Source organism: Naumannella cuiyingiana, assembly GCF_013408305.1.
Lineage (GTDB): Bacteria > Actinomycetota > Actinomycetes > Propionibacteriales > Propionibacteriaceae > Naumannella > Naumannella cuiyingiana.
In genome coordinates this window covers 2,186,341-2,207,417 of sequence record NZ_JACBZS010000001.1, presented here as the reverse complement: position 1 = coordinate 2,207,417, position 21,077 = coordinate 2,186,341, and the positions used below count along the sequence as shown (strand labels likewise).

At 68.4% G+C, this 21,077-nt stretch carries 16 protein-coding genes; 15 read left to right on the top strand and 1 reads right to left on the bottom strand.

The window, feature by feature from the left end:
• The first annotated feature begins 60 nt into the window (after nt 1-60).
• The 5 genes from disA to GGQ54_RS10175 are packed head-to-tail and all read left to right on the top strand — an operon-like array spanning nt 61 to nt 5,248.
• Entirely contained in the window at nt 61-1,119 is a 1,059-nt protein-coding gene (gene disA / locus GGQ54_RS10195) for a DNA integrity scanning diadenylate cyclase DisA (RefSeq protein WP_343045926.1), read from the top strand.
• A 37-nt stretch (nt 1,120-1,156) separates the two neighbouring features.
• On the top strand, nt 1,157-2,017 hold the full coding sequence (locus GGQ54_RS10190; protein ID WP_179445283.1) for an EamA family transporter: 861 nt from the start codon (nt 1,157-1,159) through the stop codon (nt 2,015-2,017).
• A gap of 57 nt (nt 2,018-2,074) precedes the next feature.
• On the top strand, nt 2,075-3,451 hold the full coding sequence (locus GGQ54_RS10185) for an ABC transporter substrate-binding protein (RefSeq protein ID WP_218843815.1): 1,377 nt from the start codon (nt 2,075-2,077) through the stop codon (nt 3,449-3,451).
• Nucleotide 3,452: 1 nt separating this feature from the next.
• A complete protein-coding gene (locus tag GGQ54_RS10180) occupies nt 3,453-4,385 on the top strand; it encodes a carbohydrate ABC transporter permease (RefSeq protein WP_179445282.1) in 933 nt (310 codons plus the stop codon).
• On the top strand, nt 4,382-5,248 hold the full coding sequence (locus tag GGQ54_RS10175; protein WP_179445281.1) for a carbohydrate ABC transporter permease: 867 nt from the start codon (nt 4,382-4,384) through the stop codon (nt 5,246-5,248). The genes GGQ54_RS10180 and GGQ54_RS10175 overlap by 4 nt, the downstream gene beginning before the upstream one ends.
• 15 nt (nt 5,249-5,263) lie before the next feature.
• Here the strand turns inward: GGQ54_RS10175 and GGQ54_RS10170 are convergent, their stop codons facing one another.
• Entirely contained in the window at nt 5,264-6,133 is an 870-nt protein-coding gene (locus tag GGQ54_RS10170) for an HhH-GPD family protein (RefSeq protein ID WP_343045925.1), read from the bottom strand.
• Nucleotides 6,134-6,238: 105 nt separating this feature from the next.
• Here GGQ54_RS10170 and GGQ54_RS10165 point away from each other — a divergent pair, with 105 nt between their 5' ends.
• The 10 genes from GGQ54_RS10165 to GGQ54_RS10120 all read left to right on the top strand — a co-directional run bounded on the left by GGQ54_RS10165 (nt 6,239) and on the right by GGQ54_RS10120 (nt 21,056).
• The gene (locus tag GGQ54_RS10165) at nt 6,239-7,318 is read left to right on the top strand and encodes an LCP family protein (protein ID WP_179445279.1); all 1,080 of its coding nucleotides are present in this window, start codon (nt 6,239-6,241) and stop codon (nt 7,316-7,318) included.
• Between the two features lie 270 nt (nt 7,319-7,588).
• The gene (gene wecB / locus GGQ54_RS10160) at nt 7,589-8,836 is read left to right on the top strand and encodes a non-hydrolyzing UDP-N-acetylglucosamine 2-epimerase (RefSeq protein ID WP_218843814.1); all 1,248 of its coding nucleotides are present in this window, start codon (nt 7,589-7,591) and stop codon (nt 8,834-8,836) included.
• On the top strand, nt 8,833-10,077 hold the full coding sequence (wecC, locus tag GGQ54_RS10155) for a UDP-N-acetyl-D-mannosamine dehydrogenase (protein ID WP_179445278.1): 1,245 nt from the start codon (nt 8,833-8,835) through the stop codon (nt 10,075-10,077). Before wecB ends, wecC begins: the two co-directional genes overlap by 4 nt.
• A gap of 22 nt (nt 10,078-10,099) precedes the next feature.
• Nucleotides 10,100-11,689: a hypothetical protein gene (locus tag GGQ54_RS10150; RefSeq protein ID WP_179445277.1), complete on the top strand. Its 1,590-nt coding sequence runs from the start codon at nt 10,100-10,102 to the stop codon at nt 11,687-11,689.
• Nucleotides 11,690-11,770: 81 nt separating this feature from the next.
• Nucleotides 11,771-12,973, top strand: coding sequence for a glycosyltransferase (locus GGQ54_RS10145; protein WP_179445276.1), 1,203 nt, complete (start codon nt 11,771-11,773; stop codon nt 12,971-12,973).
• A 112-nt stretch (nt 12,974-13,085) separates the two neighbouring features.
• Entirely contained in the window at nt 13,086-13,406 is a 321-nt protein-coding gene (locus GGQ54_RS10140) for a hypothetical protein (protein WP_179445275.1), read from the top strand.
• Nucleotides 13,403-16,060 carry a glycosyltransferase gene (locus GGQ54_RS10135; protein WP_179445274.1) on the top strand — a complete coding sequence of 886 codons (2,658 nt, stop codon included), beginning with the start codon at nt 13,403-13,405 and terminating at the stop codon, nt 16,058-16,060. The genes GGQ54_RS10140 and GGQ54_RS10135 overlap by 4 nt, the downstream gene beginning before the upstream one ends.
• On the top strand, nt 16,053-17,120 hold the full coding sequence (locus GGQ54_RS10130; protein ID WP_179445273.1) for a hypothetical protein: 1,068 nt from the start codon (nt 16,053-16,055) through the stop codon (nt 17,118-17,120). Before GGQ54_RS10135 ends, GGQ54_RS10130 begins: the two co-directional genes overlap by 8 nt.
• Nucleotides 17,110-19,614: a glycosyltransferase family 4 protein gene (locus GGQ54_RS10125; RefSeq protein ID WP_179445272.1), complete on the top strand. Its 2,505-nt coding sequence runs from the start codon at nt 17,110-17,112 to the stop codon at nt 19,612-19,614. The genes GGQ54_RS10130 and GGQ54_RS10125 overlap by 11 nt, the downstream gene beginning before the upstream one ends.
• Nucleotides 19,611-21,056 carry a polysaccharide pyruvyl transferase family protein gene (locus tag GGQ54_RS10120; protein WP_179445271.1) on the top strand — a complete coding sequence of 482 codons (1,446 nt, stop codon included), beginning with the start codon at nt 19,611-19,613 and terminating at the stop codon, nt 21,054-21,056. Before GGQ54_RS10125 ends, GGQ54_RS10120 begins: the two co-directional genes overlap by 4 nt.
• Nucleotides 21,057-21,077: the final 21 nt, after the last annotated feature.

Sequence of the window (21,077 nt, the reverse complement as noted above, 5' to 3'; positions counted from 1 at the left end):
AGACCGGCCGGTCGCCGATTCCGTCCGGGGCGGACCTGATCCGCTGCTACGTTCGATCGCGTGGAGACCCCCGACCCCGAGACGCTGCATCGATATCTGGCGATGCTCGCGCCGGGTACGCCGCTGCGCGACGGCATCGAACGGATCCTCAAGGGCCGCACCGGCGCACTCATCGTGCTCGGCCACAACCGCGCGGTGGACCAGGTCTCGACGGGCGGGTTCAGCATCGATGTGTCCTTCACCCCGACCAAGCTGCGCGAGCTGGCCAAGATGGACGGCGCGATCGTGTTGTCCGGGGAGGCCGAGCGGATCGTCACCGCCGGCGTGCACCTGATGCCCGACGCCTCCTACCCGACCGAGGAGACCGGGACCCGGCATCGCACCGCCGACCGGGTCTCCCAGCAGACCGGCAAGCCGGTGATCACGGTCTCGGCGGCGATGTCGACGATCACGCTCTTCCTGCGCGGAACCACCCGGGTGCTGGAGCGCAGCGAGGTGCTGCTCGCCCGGGCCAATCTCGCCCTGCAGACGATGGAGCGCTACCGCGCCCGGCTGTTCGAGCAGACCAACAAGCTGTCCTCGCTGGAGGTGCAGGACCAGGTCACGGTCAAGGACGTGACCTTCGTCGCCCAGCGGCTGGAGATGGTGCGCCGCCTCGACGCCGAGACCGCGGCCTACGTGATCGAGCTCGGTACGCTCGGCCGGCTGCTGGAGATGCAACGCCAGGAGTTGACCGGTCGCCTCGACGAGCTGGGCGACCTGCTCGAGCTCGACTATTCCGATCCGGAGCACCGCATCCACCTGGACGGCCTCACCGAGCTGTCCGCGGCCGACCTGCTGGAACCCGTGCAGGCCGCCCGCGCGCTCGGCTTCGGCGGGAATGATCATCTCGACACCCGGGTGAGCACGCACGGCTACCGCCAGCTCGCCCAGATCAACCGCCTGCCGACCTCTTTCGCGAGCCGACTGATCGATCACTTCGGCAGCCTGCAGGAGCTGTTCGCCGCGACGATCAACGACCTGTTGGCCGTCGAGGGCATCGGCGAGCAGCGGGCCCGGGTGATCCGGGACGGGCTGGTCCGGCTGGCCGAGTCGGCCTACGCCGACCAGATGGACTGACCACCGGAGGACCGGCGCCGTCTGCGAGGCTGTTCGGGTGTCCCGATTCGCCGCCCTGCGACGCATACCCGCGACCTGGCTGGTGATCGCCGGGATCTGCTCGGTGCAGCTCGGCGCCGCGCTCGGCAAGGGCCTGTTCGGGGTGACCAGCCCGGATGTGATCGTCTGGCTCCGGCTGGCGACCTCCGCGACGCTGCTGCTGCTCATCGCCCGCCCCGGGCTCTCTCGGCGTACCGGTCGGGACTGGCTGCTCGTGCTGGCCTTCGGCGCCTGCCTCGGCACGATGAACTGGGCGATCTACCAGAGCTTCGCCCGAATCCCGCTCGGGCTGGCGGTGACCATCGAGTTCCTCGGACCGCTCGGGGTCGCCCTGATCGGCTCGCGACGGCTGCGGGACGTGATCTGGGTCGTGCTGGCCGCGACCGGTGTCGTGCTGCTCGGCTTCGGCCCGGTCCGGCTCGACCCGATCGGGGTGGGGTACGCCGCACTCGCCGGCGCGTGCTGGGCGGGCTACATCCTGCTCGGCGCCCGCCTCGGCCGCGGCTGGTCGGGGCTGTCCGGGCTGACGGTGGCGAGCGCCTTCGCCGCGCTCGGGATGACCGTGCTGGTGACCGTCCGGGGCGAGCTGACCGAGCTGCAACTGTGGGTCGTCGGCATCGGCATCGCGATCGGCATCCTCTCCTCGGTGATCCCCTACTCGTTGGAGATCACCGCGCTGCGGACCATGCCACCCAAGGTCTTCGGCATCCTGATGAGCCTCGAGCCGGCGGCCGCGGCCGTGTTCGCGCTGGCGCTGCTGGGCGAGGTGCTCGGCGTGATCGAGTGGGTCGCTATCGCCTGCGTCGTGGCCGCAAGCATCGGCGCCACCCGATTCTCTGGCCGATCGAAGTCGATATAGGTATAGTTCGCTCGCCGGTCCCGCGCAGTGTGGCGCGACGGACGGAGGGGGCTCGACATGCGGATGATGCGGGTGGCCGCGATCGCGCTGGTCTGTGCCCTCGTTGCGACCGCCTGCGGCACCCGCGGGGCGCGAAATCCGGACGACAACACGCTGCTGGTCTGGTCGATGGAGGTCCAGCCCGACCGGATCGAGGCGACCGAGCGGGTCTTTGCGCGGTTCACCGAACGGACCGGCATCAGCGTCGATCTCGTGCCGGTCGAGGACGCCCAGGTCGGCCAGTTGCTGGCCTCCGCCGCGCTGGCCGGAGAGATGCCGGACGTGATCACCGCGCTGCCGCTCGGTCTGGCCTGGTCCTTCGCCGAGGACGAGTTCCTGGACACCGCGGCCAGCACGCGGGTGATCGACTCGCTCGGGCCGAAGACCTGGACCGATTCCTCGCTGGCGCTGACCCGGCGCGGCCAGGAGCAGATCGTCGTCCCCAGCGACGGGTACCCGATGCTGCTGGCCTACCGCACCGACCTGTTCCGCGAGGCCGGCCTGGTCGCCCCGACGGACTACGCGAAGGTCCGCACGGCGGCCGAGCGGCTGACCGGCGGCGGCCGGTTCGGGATCTCGATCGCCACCGACGCCTCGGATGCTTTCACCCAGCAGACCTTCGAGATGCTGGCGCTCGGCAACGACTGCCAGCTCGTCGACGACGCCGGGGCGGTCACCCTGGACAGCCCTCAGTGTGCCGCGACGATCGAGCTCTACGACCAGCTCGGCAGGGACTTCTCCCCACCCGGCACGCAGAGCGTCGACAGCACCCGGGCCAGCTATTTCGCCGGACAGTCGGGGATGATCTTGTGGTCGTCGTTCCTGCTCGACGAGCTCGCGGGCCTCCGCGACGATGCGATGCCGAGCTGCCCGGAGTGCGAGGAACGGACCTGGCTCGCCCGCAATACCGGAATCGTGCCGCTGGTCAGCGGGCCCGATGCCGCCGGGGACGCGGCACCCTACGGCGAGGTGACATCGTGGGCGATCACCAGCCAGGCCTCGTCGGCCGATGCCGAGGAGCTGGTCCGGTTCATGCTGACCGACGGTTATGCCGGTTGGCTGGACATGGCGCCGGAGGGCAAGGTGCCGGTACGCCTCGGCGAGCCCGACGATCCGCGCCGCTATCTCGACGCCTGGGCCGACCTGCCGGCCGGCGTGGACACCGAGCTGCCGCTGCGCGAGGTCTACCCGCCCGAGGTGATCGATCAGCTCGTCACCGGATCGTCCGAGCTCGACCGGTGGGCGCTCGCCCAGGGCCGCGGCGATGTGCTCGGTCCGCTCAGCGCCGAACTGCCGATCAGCCGGGTGATCGCCGACATGACCAGCGGTGCGATCGGTCCCGCCGAGGCGCAGCAACAGATGCAGGAATCCGTGGTCGAGATGGCGGAGCGCTGAGATGGCGAGCGTGGCGGCGGCTCAGCCAGGCGTACCCAGCCGGAAGGCGATGGCCCGGCAGGAGCGCCGGGACGGGCTGACCATGGTTGCGCCGATCGTGTTGATCATCACCGCGATCATCATCGTGCCGATCGCCTGGACGGTGGTGCTGTCGTTCCAGGAGGCCCGCTACGCCGATGTCGCCCGCAACGGGATCTTCAACCGGTTCACGCTGGGCAACTACATCGCGGTGTTCACCTCGCGCGGGTTCTGGGTGTCCCTCGGCACCACCGTGGTCTACACGATCGCCACCACCGCCGGCTCGATCGTCCTCGGCCTGATCGCCGCACTCGCGTTCCGGTCGCGGTTTCGTGGCCGCGGCCCGCTGCGCGCGCTGATGCTGCTGCCCTATGTCGCGCCCGTCGTCGCCGCGGCCTTCGTCTGGCAGGTGATGTTGCACCCCCAGTTCGGGATCGTGAATGCCGTGGGCACCCGCCTGCTGGGCTGGGAGTATCCGATCAACTTCCTCGGTACGCGACCGCTCGCCCTGCTCACGGTGATCGCCTTCGAGATCTGGCGCTACTTCCCGTTCGCGTTCATGTTCCTCGCGGCCGCCCTGACCGGCCTGAACCGCGAGCTGGAAGAGGCGGCCGCGGTCGACGGCGCGACCCCGGTTCAGACGTTCTGGTACGTGATCTTGCGGGCGCTGCTTCCGACGATCGCGATCCTGAGCCTGCTGCGGCTCGTGATGACCTTCAACAAGTTCGACGACATCTATCTGCTGACCGGCGGCGCGGCCGGGACCCAGGTCGCCGCCGTGCGCGTCTATGACCAGCTCGTCGGATCGAGCGACATCGGCGCGGCCAGCGCGAATGCCGTAGTGCTGGCGGTCTTCCTCGCGGTCGGCCTGGTGATCTTCCTGCGGGCCTCGCGCCGGAACGAGAGGCAGCCATGAGCAGCGTGCGCTTCCAGGAGCGTGCCCTGCGGGTGGCGCGCTGGCTGGTGATCGTTTTCCTGGTGCTGGCGGCAGTGTTCCCCTTCTACTACATGCTCGTGCTGAGCTTCGTGCAGATCGAGGAGCTGCAGCGCAATCCGCTGCGGATCTTCCCCGACCTCGCACAGTTGACCACCGAGACCTATCAACAGGTGCTGGCGCCGGAGTCCGAGGACGGCTACGGCTTCGGCCTGTTCATGCGCAACTCGGCGGTCGTGGCGATCGGCGCGACCGTGCTGACCATGGTGTTCGCGATACCGGCGTCCTATGCGGTGTCCCGGCTGGACTTCTTCGGTCGCCGGCAGGTCTCGGCGCTGTTCCTGGCCGTTTACTTCTTCCCGACGATCATCATCGCCGTGCCGATCTTCGTCGGCTTCCAGTTGATCGGACTGGGCTCCAGCCTGTTCGGACTGATGATCGCCTACATCGCCCTGACCGTTCCGGTCTCGGTGCACATGTTGCGCGCCTATCTGTCCGGCATCCCGAAGTCGATCGACGAGGCCGCGCTGATGGACGGGGTCAGCCGTTGGCAGTTGATCACCCGGATCATCGTGCCGCTGGCGATGCCGACGATCATGTCGACCGCGCTGTACTCGTTCATGATCGCGTGGAACGAGTTCTTGTTCGCGCTGCTGTTCCTGTCGGCCCACCAGGACCTGTGGACCGTCTCGCTCGGGCTGACCCGGCTGGCCGACGGCCAGGAGGTCTCGCGGACCGTGCTGATGGCCGGCAGCGTGCTGTTGACGGTGCCCATCGTGATCCTCTACGGCATCGCCGAGCGCGCGCTCACCGAAGGACTCACCGCCGGCGCCGACAAGGGTTGATCGGGCCGGGCCTGATCACGGCAGGGCGTACCGCTCGCCGACCCGGACCACCAGACCGTCGGCCAGCAGGCCCGCCAGCGCGCGCTCGCGCTGGACCGCTGCCGGCCAGGCGAGATCGAGCCGTTCGCCGACGACGGGCTCATCGGCATCGCGGAGCACGGCGAGCAGCGCACCGCGGCACTGGCGGTCCGTCCCGGCGTAGGACTGCCCCCGCCGCGGCGGGGCGTTGTCGGGCCGGCCGGCGGCCAGCCAGGCACAGCGGTCGGCCACCGGGCAGCGGCCGCACGCCGGGTTCCGGGCCGTGCAGACGATCGCACCCAGCTCCATCGAGGCAGCGGCCCAGCGCGCTGCGCGCGCCGGATCGGCAGGCACGAGCTGCTCGGCCAGGTCGCGCTCGGTGGCGGTCTGGTGATTCGGCGGGTACGCCGTCGCGCCGATCACCCGGCCCAGGACCCGGCGGACATTGGTGTCCAGCACCACGTGCCGACGGCCGAAGGCGAAGCTCGCCACGGCGGCCGCCGTGTAGGCGCCGACCCCGGGCAGCGCGAGCAGCGCCTCGTGATCATCGGGCACCTCGCCGCCGTGCCGCTCGGTGATCGCCACGGCCGCGGCGTGCAGCCGCAGCGCCCGGCGCGGGTAACCGAGCCGGCCCCATGCGCGGATCGCCTCGCCGGCTGGCTCGGCCGCCAGCGCCGCGGGCGCCGGCCAGCGCTCCAGCCAGGCCGACCACGGGCGGAGCACCCGCGAGACCGGCGTCTGCTGCAGCATGAACTCCGAGACGAGGACGCCCCACGGGGTCCGATCGGCGGCGCGCCATGGCAGGTCCCGCGCACTCTCGGCGTACCAGTCGAGGATGTCGGGTACGACTTCGGGACGTTTTGCCACGCGGCGAGTGTGCCACCGCACCCCGCTCACGTAGCATCGTCGCGGCGCCATCGGGGGTTGGCGTACCCAGACGACCGACAGGGACCACACACCAGGGGCGAGACGATGAGTGACAACGAGGGGCTGTCCCTGATGGACGACCGCGAGGAGGAGCCGCGACGTGCCGCGGCGGACGCCGAAGGCGGTGGGGAGCGGCGCCGGCGAGGCCGTCCGCTGCTGATCCTGCTGGTGATCGCCGGTGTGCTGGTGCTCGCGGTCGGCGCGGTCGCGGCGTACTACGCGGCAACGCTGCGCGGCGCGACCAACAACTTCGCCCGCGAGGACATCCCGAACTACCCCAACCGCCCGCCGGCGACCTCGCCGAACCCGGACGGCTCGGTCGCGCGCAACTATGTGCTGATCGGAACCGACAAGGGATCGGTGTCGCCGGACGACCCGGGCCGCAGCGACGCGCTGCTGATCGCCCACATCCCGGCCGACCGGTCCAAGATCTACCTGATCTCCATCCCCCGCGATCTGTACGCCGAGATCCCGGGGCGCGGCAAGGAGAAGATCACCCACGCCTACGCCTATGGCGGTATGGGGCTCAGCGTGCAGAGCGTCGAGAAGCTGTTCGACCTCCGAATCGATCACGCCGCCAGCATCGACTTCCAGTCCTTCAAGGACCTGACCACCGCACTCGGCGGCATCGAGGTGCAGAACGCGAATGCCTTCCAGCGCAGTGTCGGGGGCGTCAACTGCGACTTCCCGGAGGGGAAGATCACCGTGCAGGGCGACTGCGCCCTGGTCTTTGCCCGGGAGCGGAAGAAGCTGCCGGACGGGGCGATCAGCCGCGATGCCAACCACCGGGCGGTGTTGCAGGGGATCATGAAGAAGACGATGAGCCCCGAGACGTTGATCAATCCCGGGCGGTTCGCGCTGGTGGTGGACACGGTCTCGCAGTACGTCACGGTCGACCAGGGCTTCACCTCCGACCAGATCACCCAACAGGCCATGGACTACCGCGACCTGGCGGGACAGAACAACTCGATGGTCTCGCTGGAGGCGCCGATCACCGGCTTCGGCCGGGACCCGCGTACCAATGCCAGCATCGCGTTGCCGGACGAGGAGAAGATGGCCGAACTCGCGCAGGCGCTGCGCGATGACAAGGTCGACGAATATGTCTCCAAGTATCCCGAAGGGTGACGCCCGGGGTGACCGCTCGCCGAGCACAGGGGCAGGCATCACGCAACCTCGGAAGGCTCAACCTTCACTCGAGCCCCACCCGTCACACGGGTGGACTATCGGGCCCGGCGCTGGTTAGCCTGCGCGCGGGGTAAGGGACGAGGGTTGGAAATAGGGGGATCGGGTTCTCGGCCGGCTTCGGTGATGGTTGCTCGCGTCTGCACGACGGGTTGTTAACCGTGTGGTCATCAAAGCCGCCCATGCTCCATGCGCGACAGCGAGGAGATTCCGATGACCGCTCGAATCATGACGATCTACGGTACGCGTCCCGAGGCCATCAAGGTGGCGCCCGTGATCCGTGCCCTGGAGGGCTCGGGCAAGCTCGATTCCGTCACCCTGGTGACCGGCCAGCATCGCGAGATGCTCGACCAGGTGAATGACTTCTTCGGCATCACGCCCGACCACGATCTCGACGTCTTCGCCCAGGGCCAGTCGCTGAACGAGCTGATGGGCAAGATGTTCACCCGGCTCGACCGCGTGCTCGCCGACGACCGCCCGGACGCCGTGCTCGTGCAGGGCGACACCTCGACGGTGGTGGCCGCCGCCCAGGCCGCCTTCCACCAGGACATCAAGGTGATCCACCTCGAGGCCGGCCTGCGCAGCGGTGACCTGTTCTCCCCGTTCCCGGAGGAGGCCAACCGCCGACTGGTCAGCCAGTTGGCCAGCCTGCATCTGGCGGCCACGTCGACGGCTCGGATGAACCTGCTCCGCGAGGGCACGAGCGAGGCGACCATCGCGGTGACCGGCAATACCGTGATCGATGCCTTGTTGCAGGCCGTGCGGGCGGAGGCCCCGTTCGAGGACGAGCGGATCGCGGACGCGGTCGCCCAGGGCCGGCCCATCGTGCTCGTCACGACGCACCGCCGTGAGAACTGGGGCAGCGCGATGGAGGGCGTCGGCCGGGCGCTGCGCCGGATCGCGCTGGAGAATCCGGAGTGGATGATCGTGCTGCCGGCCCACCGCAATCCCTTGGTACGCGAGGCCGTCCTGCCGCAGGTGACCGATGTCGCGAATGTGATCATCTCCGAGCCGCTGCCCTACGACCAGTTCACCCATCTGCTGTCCGCGTGCCGGATCGTGCTGACCGACTCCGGCGGCGTGCAGGAGGAGGCGCCGTCGCTGGGCAAGCCGGTGCTGGTGATGCGGGAGAACACCGAACGCCCCGAGGCCGTGGTCGCCGGCACCGTGCAACTGATCGGCACCGACGAGCAGCGCATCGTCGACGAGGTGTCGCGGCTGATCCATGATCAGCGGTGGTACGACGCGATCGCGAATGCAGTGAACCCCTACGGCGACGGCCGGGCGGCCGACCGTACCGTCGCGGCCATCGAGCATCTGTTCGGGCTCGGCGATCGCCTCCCGGACTTCGGGACGGACGAGACCGGCACCGCAGCCGCACCCGTTGACGAAGAGGTCGCCGAAGCGCTGTCTCCGACCGATCTCGCAAGCCTGACCGCAATCCCCGCAGGAGCGAAGTGAACAAGCAGACCGTCGCAGTCATCGGCCTGGGCTACATCGGCCTCCCGACCGCCGCAATTCTGGCCAGCAAGGGCCATCGGGTGATCGGGGTCGACCTCGACACCGAACGGATGGACGCGGTGAACCGCGGCGAGCTGCCATTCGTCGAGCCCGGCCTGGAGACGCTGCTGTCGGAGGCCGTGTCGTCGGGAAACCTGACCGCCCAGGCAGACATTCCGGAGGCTGATGCCTACATCGTGGCGGTGCCGACGCCGCATGACGATGCCCACCAGGTCGACATGCGCTACATCGACGCCGCGTCGAAGTCGCTGGCGCCGAAGTTGGGGCCCGACGCCCTGGTGATCCTGGAGTCCACGACCGCCCCGGGAACGACCGAGCGGATGGCCGACGTGATCCTTGCCGAGCGGCCCGACCTGTCGGCGGACGGCTCGCAGGACCGGCCGATCGTGCACTTCGCGCACTGCCCGGAGCGGGTGCTGCCCGGCCGGATCATGGTCGAGCTGACCACCAACGACCGGGTGATCGGTGGGGTCACGCCGAAGGCGGCCGAGCTGGCCCGCGACCTGTACGCCTCGTTCTGCGAGGGGCAGATGCCGCTGACCGATGCGCGCACCGCGGAGATGGCCAAGCTCACCGAGAACTCCTTCCGCGACGTGAACATCGCGTTCGCCAACGAGTTGTCGATCATCTGCGACCGGCTCGGCATCGACGTCTGGGAGCTGATCGAGCTGGCCAATCTGCATCCGCGGGTGAACATCCTCCAGCCGGGGCCCGGCGTCGGCGGCCATTGCATCGCCGTCGACCCGTGGTTCATCGTGTCCTCGGCGCCGGACGAGTCGAAGTTGATCAAGCAGGCGCGCCTGGTCAACGACTCCAAGCCCGACATCGTGATCGACAAGGTGGTCGCTGCGGCCGACGGTGAGAGCAAGCCGGTGGTTGCGGCGCTCGGCCTGGCTTTCAAGCCCGACATCGACGACCTGCGCGAGTCGCCCGCCCTGGACATCACCCGCCGCCTGGCCGAGAAGCTGCCACACGCGACGATCCTCGCCGTGGAGCCCAATGTGCACGAAATGCCGGCCGCGCTGCGCGATCTGGACAATGTCGAGCTCACCGATCTCGACTCGGCGCTGGACCGCGCGTCGGCGATCGCCATGCTCGTTGATCACTCCGAGTTCAAGGCGGTCGACCGCGCGAAGCTTGGCGACAAGCCGGTGATCGACACACGCGGCGTCTGGCGCTGAGAACCCGGCCACGCGGTACGCCATGACCGTCGCCGGGAGACGGTGGGTGGTGCACCGGCTCGCCGCGGCCGCGATTGCGGCGAGCCTGTTCGGCGGCTGCTCCGCCCTGACCCCGACCCCACCCGCTACCGTCCCACCGACTCCCGCTGAGCCGTCGGCAACCCCGTCGCCCGATCCGTGGGCCGAGCTCGAGGACTTCGCGCCCGGGCTTCGGCCGGCCGGCACTCCTGTCGACACGTCGAGCGGTGAACCGGCCGGGGCGAAGACCATCACGATCGAGCTCGGCGCGGGCGACGATCCGCCGGGCACCTTCCGTCGGACGAGCGTCGGCCTGTCGTTCGAGGCCAGCGATCTTGCCGATCCACGTTGGGAGCCGGGCTCGTCGAGCCTGGAGACGCTGGTCAAGGCGTTGCGGAAGCCGTCGCTGCGCTTCGGCGGGAACTCGGTCGATCGAAGGGTGTGGTGGACCTCTCGAGGCGAGCCCGCTCCCGAATGGGCCGAGGTCACCATCGGTCCGGACGACATGGCACGGCTCGGGCGGTTCGCGGACGCCACCGACGCGACCGTCACCATGGCGCTGCCGCTCGGGCATTTCGATCCCGATCGGGCGGCCGACATGGCGAAGTACGCCCGGCGCGCGCTGGGTGAGCGACTGGTCGCCGTTGCGATCGGCAACGAGCCGAACGGCTTCCGGCTCGAGTCGCAGCCCCAGTACCGCATCCGGGGCAGGGGTTGGTCCCCCGAGAAGTGGGTGGACGAGGCACGGAAGTACGAGCAGGCGATCCACAACCAGGTGCCCGACCTTCCCCTGGCCGGGCCCGGCGCCTACGACGCGCGCTGGCTGCGCGCCTTCGCCGATGCGGAGCTGACGAACACCCGGGCGCTCACCCAGCACTGGTATCCGCTGTGGTCGTGCCCGGGGCGGAAGGGCGACACCGACGCGGATGCCGCCCCATCGGTGGACAATCTCGCGTCGCCGGACCTGCCCGATCGGACGTCCTCGACCCTCGGTGTCGGTGCCGAGATCGCCCGGGACAACGATCTGCCGTTCTGGATCGAGGAGATCGGCCCCACCTCGTGCCCGGGCACCGGCGAGACCTCCCGCACCGGCGCTCAGGCGCTGTGGACCGTCGAGATCGCGCTGCAGGCCGCGGGTCTCGGTGCCGACCGCCTCAACCTTCACTCGAGCCTCGCCAGTTGCCGCGGGGGGCCGCCGATGAGCGTCGTCTGCGGTGCCGACGGATCCGTCGACAACGATCCCCGGGTCGTCGGCCGCTCGAACTACCTGGCGCTGCTGTTCGCGGGCCAGGTCCGGGCCGGCGAGCTTGTGCCCGTCCGGGTGTCCGGGAGCGAGCGAGTTCGCGCCTATGCGACGCGGTCACGCAGCGGGGTTGACGTCGTTGTCATCGCGATGGACGAATCTTCGGCGAGGTACGCCGTCAGGTGGCGCGGCGACAAGGATCTGAAGGTCAGCCAGATCTCGCGGCTGGACAGCGGCGGCCTCGCCGCTCGCGACACCGCCCGGCTCACGCTGCTCGGTCCGACAAGGGACAGCCCGACCCGCCTTTCCGGCGGCACTGCAACGCTGATCCGATTCGATGTCGTGGACTGATAGCCAGCCGCAGATCACGCGTCGCACCCGGCGAACATGATAGAAATGGCAGCAGACATACGCACGGCCGTAGGAGACTGCATGGCGTCGGACCCGCTGCGAACGTTGATTCTCACGAAGATGGGAATCGGCGTATTCGACCCCCTCTGGTGGAAGGCAAGACTCGCGCTTTTCGATGCCATCACAGCCGCAAGCGTTTCGCGTTTTATCGGTCGCCGATTCAGGTGGACCATCCTGTTGGACGGCGACCTCGCCAACCCAATTTTCGACAAGATCGTCAAGATCGTCGAACGCCACGGCCTCGCCGAACATACCAATTTTCAGTTCGTGACCAGCAATGCGTACCTGGGTTCTGCCATGCGCGACGGTGTGCGAAGCTACTTCGGCCCGTCGCGCCGAGGATTGGTCCAGATTCTGGACGACGATGATGCCACCTGCCCCGAACTCCATGATCGACACCTGGCCGAGATTGACCAGGCATTCAAGCACGTGCAGGTGGTGACGACATCGACCGGTACAGCCATCGACGCTCCGAAGAACGTCGCCGGGACGATCGGTCTGACCACGTTTCCGTTCAACACGACCTTCTACGGGAACGCCGGGCAGGTGTCCAGCGTCATGCGCGTGGCGCACACCACATGGCTCGCCCGGGCTCAGGCCGCAGGGGGCCGCGCCACGACAATCGAGTCCGACCGCGCACTTTGGCTGTACCTCTACCACGGGCAGGGCGACGGACCATACGAGCATCGATCTGAGCGGCTCCGCGCGTCACCCGACTACGGCCCGTTGACTGCTGAACTCCTGACATCGTTCGGAATCGATGCCGATGCATTCCACGCAGCGATCGAGATGAGCCGGAGTGTCCCACCCACGCTGGGCCTGACCTGGCGCCGGACCCAACCGCAGCAGCTCGAGCTGAGCGACCTCAAGGATCGCGCGACCGAGGTGAAGAAGAAGCTCGTCGACATCAACAGTCACCTGTTCGATGACCAGCGCCCGTTCTTCTACCTGCTGTCCCCGCGCCCACGGACATCGGTACGCGCGGGAAAGATCACGATCAAGGGCGTGGGGCTGCCCGGATCCCGGATCGAGTTCTGGCTCGCCGGAAAGCGCGACCCGAAGCTCTACCGGTCAACCACGTGCGACCCGGTCACCGGCGAGTGGAGCATGCAGACCACGCTGAGCGCAGCCACCTGGAGCGCCTCGTTCCGGCAACTCGTGGGCGACGAGATCGCCAACCGCATCGACTATCGCCTCCACGTCGTCGCCCGTGACCGGGCGTGACCTCACGGCCGCCACGAGAGTGCACAACCGCCCCCCTTGGCCTAGTCTGCTACTGCTCAGCGCCGTCGGAAGCCTTCTCCGCGCGCCGCTCTCAGCCCAACCATGGAGTCAGATGAACCCGCACGAGTCCACGACGGCGACGGCAGCGACTCCCGACGGCGAACAGGTCGGTTCGGTCAAGCAGATCGAACGGGCGCTGATGGTGAACTGCTCACTGTTGTCGCGCCGCCTGTCCGAGGCGCAGTCGAGCCGCATCGAGTTGCTGTCCTTGATCGCCAAGCAGCACGATGACATTTCGCGACTGAGCAAACGGCTCAAAGCACTCGAGCGCCAGGTAGCGCGCTCGACCCCCTTGGAGAAATCCAAGCTGGGCCGGCTGCAGCGCAGGGTCTGGCGACTACGTACATCGCTCCGGAGAGGCGGCAAGGCTTGAAGCCCAACGAGGCCAGGCGACGGATCACAGTTCTCGAGGATCAGCTCGACCTTCTCAAGGATCCGGAGTCGTTCTACAGTTCACGGTACTTTCGCGACGCCATTGACACGGGCAGCGCCGGGCTGGTTCGTGCGGCGACGCACGGCCAGTACTTCGAGCGGTACGACCAACTGGCCTCCCGCCCCACGCTGCTCGACGAATACGCAGCGCAACTCGGTGAACTTCCCGATTCCAACGGGCAGCGCTGGTTCGAGCCGCTTTCCTACACCATCGGTATCATCTGTGATGACTTTCTCTATGCCAGCTTCGAAGGTTCGGTAGGGCTGATCCGGATCACTCCGGAGAACTATCAGGAAGCGGCCGAGCGGTGCGACCTGCTGCTCGTCACCACGACGTGGCGTGGAATCGACAAGGAATGGCTGCTGCTTGGCTCAAAGGGAAGCTATTCTTGGCGACGCCTTAACGACCTCGTCATTCCCGAGTTTCGGCGCCACGGCAAGCCTGTGGCGTACTACTCGAAAGAAGATCCGCCCAACTACACAAAGTTCTTGCACCTCGCCCGCCTGTGCGATTTTGCGTTCACCTCCGCCGCGGAGTGCGTGGCGAAATACGAGCGAGACTGCCCCAACCTCGCGTCGGTGAGCGTGCTCCCTTTCTCGGTTTCTGCGAAGCATCACAACCCCGTCGGCAGCAGGGTAGTACGTATACCCGAGGTTCTCTTCGCCGGAAGCTGGCACAACCGGAAGTACTCAACGCGCCGAACGCACGGCATGCGCATCCTGATGGGCGTCGACGACTCGGTCCGCGATCTCTGCATCGTCGACCGAAACTCTGGCGAACGACGCCTCCGCTATGCCTTTCCTGAGCAGTTCCTGCGTAACATCAATCCAGCGATCGCGCACGATGTGCTGCTACGCCTGCAGAAGGCGACCGAGATCAGCATCAATCTCAACTCGGTGCCGGCGAGCGACACGATGTTCGCCAATCGTGCCATCGAGGTTCAAGGCATGGGCGGCTGCCTGATCTCGTCCTACAACAAGGGCCTCAACAGCCTGTTCCCGAATGTGTACATGCCCGACACCCGCGCCGACACCCGAGACCTCATCGACACGATGACCGATGACGTCTTGCGGACCACGCAGATGCAGGGAATCAGGAATGCCTACAGCGGCAACACCAACTTCGACCGGATGGCCTTTCTGTGCGCGACCGTGGGCCTCACCGTGGCTCAGCGCGACGTGGTGATCGGCGCGATCGGTGACCCCGCCGTCACGGCCGGATTCCTGGACAGCCAGATCACCACGGATCCCACGATCGAGTTGCGCGCGTTCCCCGACGAGGCGGCGGCCGCCGCCGGCGGCGCCGTCGCGATCACCGAGCCGGACCCCGCTTGGCGGTATGCGCCGTACTTCGTCCAGGACCTCGCCAATGCGTTCAAGTACGTCAATGCGGACCGGATCAGCGCCCCGATCGACTTCGCCGGACCGATCGCCAACCCGGTCGAACACAACTTCGGGCCGGTCGAGCAGGCACCTGCCGCCAGTCTCACCTGGCTGGCGGGCGGTCGAACCGCCACCGGCTACACCGTGCAACGCGGCTTGGTCGAACAGGCAACACCGGTCCGCGTCAGCACGGGTTCGGCCGCCGCGCGCCCGCTGTTGTCGGTCGTCGTGCCGATCTACAACAACGGGCGCCACCTGGAGTACAAGTGCCTGGCCTCGCTGCGACGGAGCTCGATCTTCGACCGGATGGAGGTGATCCTCGTCGACGACGGTTCGTCCGACCCGCAGACGGTCGCCGTGGTGGACCGCCTCGAGCGAGAGCTGCCGAACGCCGTCGTCCACCGCAACCCCGTCGGCGGCTCGGGGAGCGCGTCGCGGCCACGCAATCAGGGACTCGAGCTGGCCTCCGCGCCCTATGTGACCTACCTGGACCCCGACAACGAGGCGATGAACGACGCCTACGCGCGGCTGGTGGAGCTGGTCCGCGAGAACGACACCAACTTCGCCATCGGCAACATGCTTCGCTTCAGCACGTCGCGCAAGATCATCAACAACGTCGTCTACCTGAGGCAGGTGCTGCAGCGCGACGAGAACTGGCCCAATGTGTGGCACGTCCCCCCGGGCGTGTTGGAAACCCTCGAGTTCCGTCCGATGAGCATCCAGGCGCTCGTCGCCGACACCGCTTGGCTGAAGTCGCTGCGACTCGAACAACCGGTGGGCGGCGTCGGGCAGGACACCTACTTCTTCCAGCAGATGATCCACTACGCGCAGCGGATCTCGATCTTCGACGACCCTGTGCACGTGTACTTCGCCGGCGTTGCCAACTCGACGGTGAACGCGATCGGGGCCAAGTTCTTCCGCAAGTACCTCCCGCTCGAAGCAGCGAGAGCGGATTGGCTGGTGCACAACGGCCTTCTCGATGCCTACAACGACAAGCGGCTCGAACAGTTCACCCGGGGCTGGTACCTGCAGAAGTTCAACGAGGTGCGCGATGACGAGCGGGCCGAGGCATTTGCGCTGTTGGAGCAGATTCTCGCCATGTACGGCAAGTCGAGCTGGAACGATCCCGCGATCGCCACGCGCCTGGACGAGTTGCGCGCTGAGCTCGCAGAGGCACCGGTGACGCAAACCGAGGGAGCCGACCTTGACTGACCCGACGTCTGCCGACGCACTCCGCCCGGACGATGATGCCTTCGCCGAGGACGAGTCGCTCGCCGTCGATCAGGCTCCGGAGGACGACGACCTGCCCGACGACGAAGTGTTCCCCGACGATGTCGTCGCCGACGAGGGATTGCCGTTCGAGCAACCGCCCGGTGACGAGGCGTCCGCGGTGCCCATGCCATCCGCCCCGGACGAGGATGAGGAGGAGGTGCCTCCGCCGCCACAGGTGTTCATCGGGGAGCTTTCCACGCGCCCCGTCGCCGATGGTCGGCTGGATGTCCGGATCGGGGGAACGGTGGTACGTACCCTGCTCGTGCTGAGACCCGGCTCGGACCGCCTCGCCGTCTTCGCCAACGGCGCGGTGCGGCTGTCGACAGCCAAGAACCCCGACGAGATCTTCCAGCGCAGCTCGTGGGCCGACCAGATCGACGCCAATTGCCTGTTCCTCTCCGACTCCACCGTCAACCGCGCAGCACGCATCGGTCTGGGCTGGGGTCAGGGCAGCGCGGCAGAGTTCTTCCTGACCGCCGCCAGCTCGGTCATCCGCAACTACGCGGCGGCCATCGGGGTCGAGCGTCCCGAGCGCCGGCTCTACTACGGGTCCTGCGGCGGAGGATTCCAGAGCCTGATCCTGGCGGGACTCGATCCGGGCAGCCGAGTCCTGGTGAACAACCCGCAGATCGTGTGGACGAACTACGTCGGCACCAAGGAGGTGTCGAGGGTTCTGGACACGGTCTATGACGGCCTGTCCAAGGCCGAGTTCGCCGCGGCGTACCCGGACCGGGTCTCGCCGACCTCGCTGTACACCCTGCTCGCGCGGGTGCCCGAGATCACCTATCTCGTGAATGCGGCCAGCCGCAGCGACATGACCCGCGACGTCCGGGCGCTGCAGGCGAGCCTGACCCGGATCGCCCCGCACCTGACCGCGCCGCTGACGCTCCGCTATTACTGGGACAAGGCGGCCGGCCACAGCCCGCTCGGCAAGGAGCAGACGATCCGGGCGATCAACGACGAGCTGCGGCGGTTGGAGGGAGACAGCGATGCACAGTGAACTGGCCCCCGCGCCCGGATCAACGAGCACCGTCTCCGCACTGCTGGATGCTCATGAGTCGGCCTCCGACGGCGATCAGTTGTGGACCCGCGCCAGCGCGGTGGTCCGCGAGCACGCGGACACACTCGTCGCCCGGCAATTCCTGCTCGGGCTGCTCGAGCACTCCCCCGACCCGAGCAAGGCGGTGTTCGCACACACGCTGTTCCACCGCGAGGGACTGTCGCTGCTCGCCCAGATCGCCGCCAGCGGCGCCGACGTCGCGAACGCACCCAAGGACTGGCAGCGGCGCGCACTTCGCAAGTCGTTGGAGGCTGTTCCGGCGACCGCGCCGCCGGTTCTGGTGAGCGCGTTCGCCGCCGAGCCGTCCGCCGCGTGGGCGCCGCCCGACGCCCTGGTCGTCCCCGGGCTGGCCGGCGCGGCGGACGTGAGTGCCGGCGCGCTGGCCGTCGTACAGGCATTCGTCGCACAAGCCGGCGAGGATCATCCGGGCCTGTCGTTCGTCTGGTTCCACGACCATCCGCCCGGATCGGTGGCCGAAGGCTCGATCCGGCTCGCCGCGGCTCTGGTGAACGCCGCGGTCGTCCGGGTGCGCTCGGCCGAGGCCGGAGAATCGGCCGGGGATGCCACGACCGCCAGCGCCTGGCACCCACCGGTGGAGTTGCTGGTCGACGCGAACGGCATCGATGAGTTCCGACTGCTCGACATCCCCCGTCGCGCGCCGGAGCTGCCCGTGACATTCCCGTCCGGGCCGCTGACCAAGGACCAGGTCGTCCGATATGCACTCGCCTTCCGGTTCGCCCGGCTGACCGAGCTGCTGGCGCCGCTGAACATGGCGGTGTCGAGTTGGCTGGCGGGCGTGCTGGCTCCCGTGGAGCCCCATCTGTACGGCGACACGTTCTGGACCGAACTGGAGTTCGCGCTGCGCTACCGGTACCGCGCGACCTGGCTTCCGGACGCGCTGTGGCGCTGGACGGTGGCGCTCCAGACTGCCGGGTACTACGCCTTGTCCATCCGTGCGCTCGACGCGACCGCGGGCAAGGCGGGCTCCACCTACTACGAAGGCCGCAGGGTCACCGCCTACTACGCGATGGGCGACTACGAGAACGCGCTACGGGTCGGGCGCGCCGCGGCCAGCCTTCCGACCAGCGCCAAGGCACTCGTCGGCGCCGCCCGGGCGGGCCGGTCGTTGATCCGCTCCCTCGAGCGCAGCGGCGAACCGGCCACCGAGCAGACGCCGGCCGAGCCGCGCCCGATGCCGGTGGAGGGGCGCGTACTGACGATCCTGCACGCCTCGGAACCACACCAGAACGGCGGGTACGCCGTGCGCGCCCAGGGGCTGCTCAGCCAGTTGCGCGCCAGCGGCTGGGACGTTGTCGCGCACACCCGGCCCGGCTATCCCTACGATCTCGCCCGGCACAACCACCCGCTGCCGGAGGACGGCGTGTCCGACGTGGACAACGTGCGCTACCGCCACTCCGACGCCTTCCGGCGCTCCTCGGGCCGCGAGGAGGGCTACATGGTCGCCTCGATCAACCACTACCGCGAGATCATGCTCGCCGAACGCCCGCAGGTGGTGCACCTGCGTTCCACGTACCTCACCGCGATCCCCGGCCTGATTGCCGCCAAGCAGTTGGGCATCCCGACCATCTATGAGGTGTCGGGCCTGTGGGAGCTGGTCTACGAAGGCGAACGCACCGCGCGCATGGAGGGCAAGCGCGCCCGGGCGACCAGGCTCGAGACCCTCGCCGCGCAGCATGCCGACAAGGTCGTCACGCTGACCGATGCGATGCGCACCTTGATCATCGAGCGCGGGGCGGACCCGGCCAAGGTCGCCCTGCTTCCCAACGCGGTGCCGGCCGAGCTGTTCGACGACGACCGCCCGGCCAAGATTCCGGACCAGGTGCTCGCACTCCCGCCCGATGTGCCGGTGATCGGTTACGTCGGCTCGTTCCCGCAGTACGAGGGGCTGGAGATGCTCGTTCCCGTGCTGCGCCGGCTTCGCGACGAGGGCCACCAGTTCCGGGCGATCCTGGTCGGCGACGGCTCGGTGTGGGGATCGGTACGCGCCGCCGTCGACGAGCTGGAAATGAGCGACTGGGTTTTGCTGCCCGGGCGCGTGCCTCACGACGAGGTTCCCGGTTGGTACGCCGCGATCGACATCGCACCGTTCCCCCGCCTGCGCAATCCCGCCACGGTGGCGGTCTCGCCGATGAAGCCGTTCGAGGCGATGTTGGCGCGCAAGGCCGTCGTCGTCTCCGATGTCCCCGCGCTGGCGGAGATCGTCGGCGAGGATCGCGGGCTCACCTTCACGGCGGGCTCGGCGAGTGAGCTGACCGCCGCCCTGCGCCGGCTGCTCACCGATCGCGAGCTACGTGCCCGGGTCGGCGATGTCGCCCACGACTGGGTCCGCACACAGCGCACCTGGGACCGGGTCGCGCAATCCTTCGAGGGTTACCTCCGCGAGCTCATGCGCGGCGGGGAGGAGACGAGATGACCAAGGTCGGCCTGGCGTTCGGGCACGCGGCGTCGAACTATGGCGATATCGCGATCAACGAGGGTGTGCAGGCGATGTGCGCGGCGAGCGACGATCTCGACCTGCATCGCGTGGCCGTGCTTCGGCTGCGCGACGCGTACTCCGATGCGTTGTTCGACTCGCTGCGTGACGGTTCGGCGGGCGTGCGGGTGATCATCACCGACGACGACGCCGATGCCGAGGCGGCGCTGCTGGCGCGCTACCTGCGCGAGCCCAGCGCGTTCCTCTCCGACGCCGGCTTCGACGATGTCGATCTCGTCGCACTCAACTCCGGCGAGCACCTCTTCGAGGCGGAGAACGGGGCGAACACCCTCGATCTGATCTGGCGCGTCCTGCCGGCGATCGCCGCGGCCGAGGCGGGCCTGGCCGCCGTTCAGATGCCGGCGACGGTCGGACCGTTCCGCACCGCTTTCGGCACCCAGATCATCGAGACCCTGCGCGCCGCGACCCAGCTGTCCACCCGCGAGGACAACTCCTTCGACTACCTGGTCGATTCGTTCGGCGCCGAGCCGGCCCGGTTGCTCGACCCGGCCTTCTTCTGCGACGCGTCCGGGGAAGGCGAGCCGACCCGGACCGGCAACGAGTTTCCGGCCCGGGTCGGGCTCGTGCTGCGGCTGGAGAACTTCGGCCTCCGGGCGGGCAAGCAGCGCAGCGCCCAGATCAGCGCCCGGATGCGCACCAGCGGGCATCGCGACAGCAAGGCGTTCGGAGCGTTCCGCGACATCGCCCGGCGCCTGGCCGAGCGGGGCACGCAGATCACGTTGATCGTCCAGACGATGGCCGACCGCGGGCTCACCCAGAACCTGCACGACGATCTGGCGGAGCAGTTCCCGGACCAGATCCGGGTCGCGGATCCGGGCAGCCTGCACGGCTTTCGACGCGTCCTCGGAGAGCAGGAACTGGTCATCGCGTCCCGCTTCCACGCCTGCATCCTGGCGATCGCCGAGGGTGTGCCCGCCATCGGGACCTACACCCCGAGCCACGGCCCCAAGATGCCGGGCCTGTACCGCAGCCTCGGCTTCCCCGAAGGCGCGGTGATCATCGGCGACCGGATCGCCGAGAGCGTGGGCGAGGAGGTGTTGGCGGTGCTGCCCGCGGCGATGGACGGTTTCGCGCGAGTGCAGGGTCGCGTACAGGAACTGAAGGCGGACGCGGTCGGCTGGCTCGATCGTCCCGAGACTCGCAGGCCCCGGGGGGCCGGACCGCTGGCGGACGATCGACTGGCCCTGATGCACGAGCTGCTCCGGTTCAGCGCAGCACGCAGCGACGACGATCGGGACCAGAAGCTCCGGTCGATGCAGCGCCGGGTCCGGACGCTCGAGGATCGGGTGGACGTGCTGCAGGCGCTCGCCGGTTCGCCGGCTCAGTCGTCCCCGGCGGGCTCCGCGCCGTCGGCCGACTGATCGCCGAAGTTCCGCCCACAT

Excerpts from the sequence above, each read along its gene's own strand:
- GGQ54_RS10185 (WP_218843815.1), top strand. The coding sequence starts at position 2,075 with ATGCGGATGATGCGGGTGGCCGCGATCGCGCTGGTCTGTGCCCTCGTT.
- GGQ54_RS10180 (WP_179445282.1), top strand. The coding sequence starts at position 3,453 with ATGGCGAGCGTGGCGGCGGCTCAGCCAGGCGTACCCAGCCGGAAGGCG.
- GGQ54_RS10175 (WP_179445281.1), top strand. The coding sequence starts at position 4,382 with ATGAGCAGCGTGCGCTTCCAGGAGCGTGCCCTGCGGGTGGCGCGCTGG.
- GGQ54_RS10165 (WP_179445279.1), top strand. The coding sequence starts at position 6,239 with ATGAGTGACAACGAGGGGCTGTCCCTGATGGACGACCGCGAGGAGGAG.
- wecB (WP_218843814.1), top strand. The coding sequence starts at position 7,589 with ATGACCGCTCGAATCATGACGATCTACGGTACGCGTCCCGAGGCCATC.
- GGQ54_RS10150 (WP_179445277.1), top strand. The coding sequence starts at position 10,100 with ATGACCGTCGCCGGGAGACGGTGGGTGGTGCACCGGCTCGCCGCGGCC.
- GGQ54_RS10145 (WP_179445276.1), top strand. The coding sequence starts at position 11,771 with ATGGCGTCGGACCCGCTGCGAACGTTGATTCTCACGAAGATGGGAATC.
- GGQ54_RS10140 (WP_179445275.1), top strand. The coding sequence starts at position 13,086 with ATGAACCCGCACGAGTCCACGACGGCGACGGCAGCGACTCCCGACGGC.
- GGQ54_RS10125 (WP_179445272.1), top strand. The coding sequence starts at position 17,110 with ATGCACAGTGAACTGGCCCCCGCGCCCGGATCAACGAGCACCGTCTCC.
- GGQ54_RS10120 (WP_179445271.1), top strand. The coding sequence starts at position 19,611 with ATGACCAAGGTCGGCCTGGCGTTCGGGCACGCGGCGTCGAACTATGGC.